This is a genomic window from Guyparkeria sp. (assembly GCF_046545975.1).
In the GTDB taxonomy this organism is placed as follows: Bacteria; Pseudomonadota; Gammaproteobacteria; order Halothiobacillales; family Halothiobacillaceae; genus Guyparkeria.
Window position 1 is genome coordinate 1 of record NZ_JBKGYT010000120.1, and the last position, 3,910, is coordinate 3,910.

A 3,910-nucleotide genomic window follows, 5' to 3' on the forward strand; every position below is an offset into this window, starting at 1 on the left:
ATTCGCCAGCATGCGCCGGGCGGCCAGGTACCCCGCGACGCTCCATGTCTGGTCGAGCCGGGCCTCCTTGCCCACCAGGCGACCGCCCCGGCCGTCGTAGTATTCGGCCCACTGCTCGGCCGCCAGGCGTTCCTCCACGGCATCGAGCGCCTCGGTGGCGAACTCGCGTCGTCCGGCGCGTATCGCCGCGGCGGTGAACAACCACAGCAGGAACGGCCAGTTGCCGCCGTTGTGATACGACCAGGGCGCGTTCTTGGGGTCGCCCCCCGTGAGGAGTTGCCAGTCGCGCCCCTCCAGGGCCGGGAAGACGAGCTTGACCGGGGTTTCGCCCAGCAGGTCCTCCCGGCGGGATTCGAACAGGTTGAGAATCGCCTGCGCCTGCTCCCGGTCGGCCAGGCCCGAGAGCACGGCCAGCAGGTTGCCCTGCGAGAACAGGCGCACGTCGAGCCGCGCCGGCCCCAGGTTGCCGGCGAAGTAGCCACCGTCGCGGGGCATCCACTCGAACAGCCACTCGGGAATGGTGTCGGGGCGGATATTGAACGGGTTGACGGCATCCGCGCCCAGCTCCTCGACCTGGTAGCGATAGATGCGGTTGAGTGTCGCCATGTCGAGCCAGTAGTAGTGGCGCAGGTGATGAGCGAGATGCGACTCGCGCTCGGCGACCGCCCGCCGAAGGGGGTCGTCGACCGGGACGTCGAGCAGACCATCAGCCGCCCGCAGGGCCAGGTGGAACAGGACCTGGATGTCCAGCGGGTGGCCGTATACGCCGAGCCGGCGGTCGATCATGAAGGCACCGTCCGGCACCAGCAGTGTCGGCAGCATCTCGTGGCGCGGGGGCAGGCAGAGCTCCAGGATCAGCCGGATGCCGCGCTGCATGGCATCGGATTTCGCCAGTGACTCGTCCCCGCTGGCCCGGGTGTAGGCATGCAGCAGGTAGAGCCACCAGAAGCCGGAGTCGATCGGTGTGACCCGGGCGATGGCATGTTCGCCGAAATCCGGCTCCAGGCGTTCCTCGGCTCCCGTCCCCGCGACCCGGAAGCTCGCCGGCATCATCCCCTGCCCCGGACGGAAGCAGTCCATGTGGTGGTCGGCGCTCTGCAGGTCCAGCGCCACCCGCAGGAAGTTGCGCACGATCTCGTGCTCGCCGCGCAACAGGAAGGCCACCGCCGAGACGAAGAAGTCCCGGGTGAAGACGTGATCGTAGTTCTGCGCGGGAGCGTCCCCGTCGCCGGAGGCGATGGTGCCGACCGGCTCGCCCCGGTAGCGGACAATCGAGGCATCCAGGCGACGCCAGGCCTCCCTCTCGACGGCATTCGACGCGACACCGCGCCGGGACAGACGCGAGAGCCACCCCGGGGCGTTCATCCCCGCGCCTCCCCGGCCACGACACGCCCTCGTGCCGATGCCACCGAGCAGCATTCGCGATCGATGCGGGTCAGGCAGTCCCGCGGACGGAAGCTGTCGGCGTGCGCCTCGTCGAGCATGAGCTGCCAGTCCTCCGACGGCTGGCCGTCGAGCAGGTCGCCCGGGCGCAGGTACGGGAAGATCTGGTCGTAGCGGCGCACAGCCTCCGGGCTGATCCGCCGGTAGATGTGGGTCCGGTTGAGTTCGTGCGGGTGGCGGATCCCGGCCGAGGCGATCAACTCGGCGGTGGCATGCACCGTGCCGCGATGGAACTGTGCCACCCGCGTGGCCTTGTCGGGGACCACCAACCCCGCATAGCGACGGGGGTCCTGCGTCGCCACGCCGGTCGGGCAGCGGTTGGTATTGCAGGTCAGGGACTGGACGCAACCGAGCGCGAGCATCATCCCGCGGGCGCTGTTGCAGATGTCCGCCCCGAGCGCGAGATTCTTGACCAGGTGGAAACCGGTCAGGATCTTCCCCGAGGCGATCACCCGGACGTGCTCGCGCAGGCCGAAGCCGGTGAGGCAGTCATCGACGAAGGCGACCGCCTCGCGCAGCGGCATGCCCACGGAGTTGCTGTATTCGATGGGGGCCGCGCCCGTGCCGCCTTCGCCGCCATCGACGGTAATGAAGTCCGGGTAGCGGCCGCGCTCGACCATGGCCTTGCAGATGGCGACGAACTCGCTCTTGCGCCCGATGGCCAGTTTGAAGCCGACCGGTTTTCCGTCAGACAACTCGCGCAACCGGTCGACAAAGTCGATCAGCCCCAGCGGCGAGTCGAAGGCGGTGTGCGCCGGTGGGGAGATGATCGCTGTCCCCGGGGGCACGTCACGTATCGCGGCAATCTCCGGCGTGTTCTTCTCGGCCGGCAGGATGCCGCCATGCCCCGGCTTGGCTCCCTGCGAAAGCTTGATCTCGATCATCTTCACGTTCGGCAGGCAGGCCTTGTCACGGAAAGTGTCGGGGCAGAAATTCCCATGATCGTCGCGGCAGCCGAAATAGGCCGTGCCGATCTGCCAGACGAGATCGCCGCCCGGCTCCAGGTGGAACGGCGTCAGGCCGCCTTCGCCGGTGTTGTGATAGAAACCGCCCTCCCGGGCGCCCCGGTTGAGGGCGAGGATCGCGTTGCGACTCAGGGCGCCGAAGCTCATCGCCGAGATGTTGAGCACGCTGGCCGAATAGGGCTGCCGGCATTGCGGGCCACCGACCGTCACGCGCAGGTGGGGATCCAGTTCCTCGACGGCGAGGGCCGCGAGTGACTGGCCGATCCATTCGTAACCCAGCCGATAGGTGTCCACCCGCGTGCCGTAGGGAACGGTTTCGTTCTCCCGTTTGGCACGCTGGTAGACCACCGACCGAAACATGCGACTGATCGGCGCGCCGTCGGTGTCGGATTCCAGCAGGTACTGGCGGATGAATGGACGCAGCTTCTCCGCCAGCCAGCGTCCACGCCCGACAAGCGGGTAATTGCGAAGCAGGGTATGCCGATGCTGCCGCATGTCGTAGAGGCCGACGGCGACCAGTGGCAGCACGATCAGGTAGGCCCACAGGAGCGTCGGCCACAGGAAGGCGAACAAGGCGATCGCCGCCGTGACCAGGGACGAGACCAGCAGAAAGGCTCGTCGCATGCCTAACCCTCCCGCAGCGCTCGCCATTCAGGGACGCGACCGCCCCCTCCCGCCAGCGGGCCGGGGGCGACCGCCACCACCGGGGTGGGCAAAAGCTGGAACCGCATCGCTTTCATTGCTTGGCTCCTTTCGGGTCAAGGGCGTTTGCCGGACGCCATCCGCCGACAGGGGTTGGGCGCTCTCCCGGCGGCATCCCGCCGTGACCGGGAACGTCGAACGTTCAGTCGGCGCCGGCAGCCTGACGGGCGAACCCGTCGAGTGCCTTGCGCACCTTCTCCTGCACCGGCTTGGCACAGTCACCGATCCCGTGGCGCTCGACCAGGTAATCGGCCGTGTTGTAGGCCACCTTCACGGCATCCCCGTCTTGCCAGATCAGCATCTTCATCGGCAGGTCGATCGCGACCGTCGGCGCGCACTTCATCAGCGCAGTACCGGCCTTGGGGTTGCCGAAGATCACCAGTCGCGTCGCCGGCATCTCCATGTCCACTGTTTCGGCGTTCGCCTGGTGATCCACCTGCGCCATGACCTTCAGCCCCTTGCCCTCCACCACCTCGACCAGTCGCGCTTCGGTCTCGGCCACGTCGTAGCGGCTTTCCACGACCGCCAGCCCGTCATCAGCGAGAACGGTGGCCGGCAGGGTCAGGGCGAGGGCCAACGGCACCGCCGGCATCGAGCGCAGGCACGCAAACATCGTCTTGGGATTCATGGCATCACTCCGTTCGTTCGTCCGGTTACCAGAACAGGGTTAGTTCACGCCGACGGCGGCGTCCACGCATTGCCCCGCATCGGTTCGTCCACCGGCGTGTCCGCCAAATGGTTGGTGTAGTTGCTCAGCGTCTTCTGGGCGATGCCCACCAGCACGTCGAGCAACTGGGACG

Annotated in this window: 3 protein-coding genes and 1 pseudogene; all 4 read right to left on the reverse strand. The window is 67.6% G+C overall.

Annotated features, from left to right (window positions below):
* Positions 1–1,365, reverse strand: a 1,365-nt coding sequence (locus ACLFMY_RS08650; RefSeq protein WP_410764258.1) for a glycoside hydrolase 100 family protein, incomplete at its 3' end; no start/stop codon positions are given.
* Entirely contained in the window at positions 1,362–3,032 is a 1,671-nt protein-coding gene (locus tag ACLFMY_RS08655) for an FMN-binding glutamate synthase family protein (RefSeq protein ID WP_410764259.1), read from the reverse strand. The genes ACLFMY_RS08650 and ACLFMY_RS08655, both read right to left, overlap by 4 nt.
* Positions 3,033–3,252: 220 nt before the next feature.
* A complete protein-coding gene (locus ACLFMY_RS08660; protein ID WP_410764260.1) occupies positions 3,253–3,738 on the reverse strand; it encodes a DUF302 domain-containing protein in 486 nt (161 codons plus the stop codon).
* A gap of 44 nt (positions 3,739–3,782) precedes the next feature.
* Positions 3,783–3,910 (reverse strand): annotated as a pseudogene (locus ACLFMY_RS08665) (carboxymuconolactone decarboxylase family protein); the annotation flags it as partial.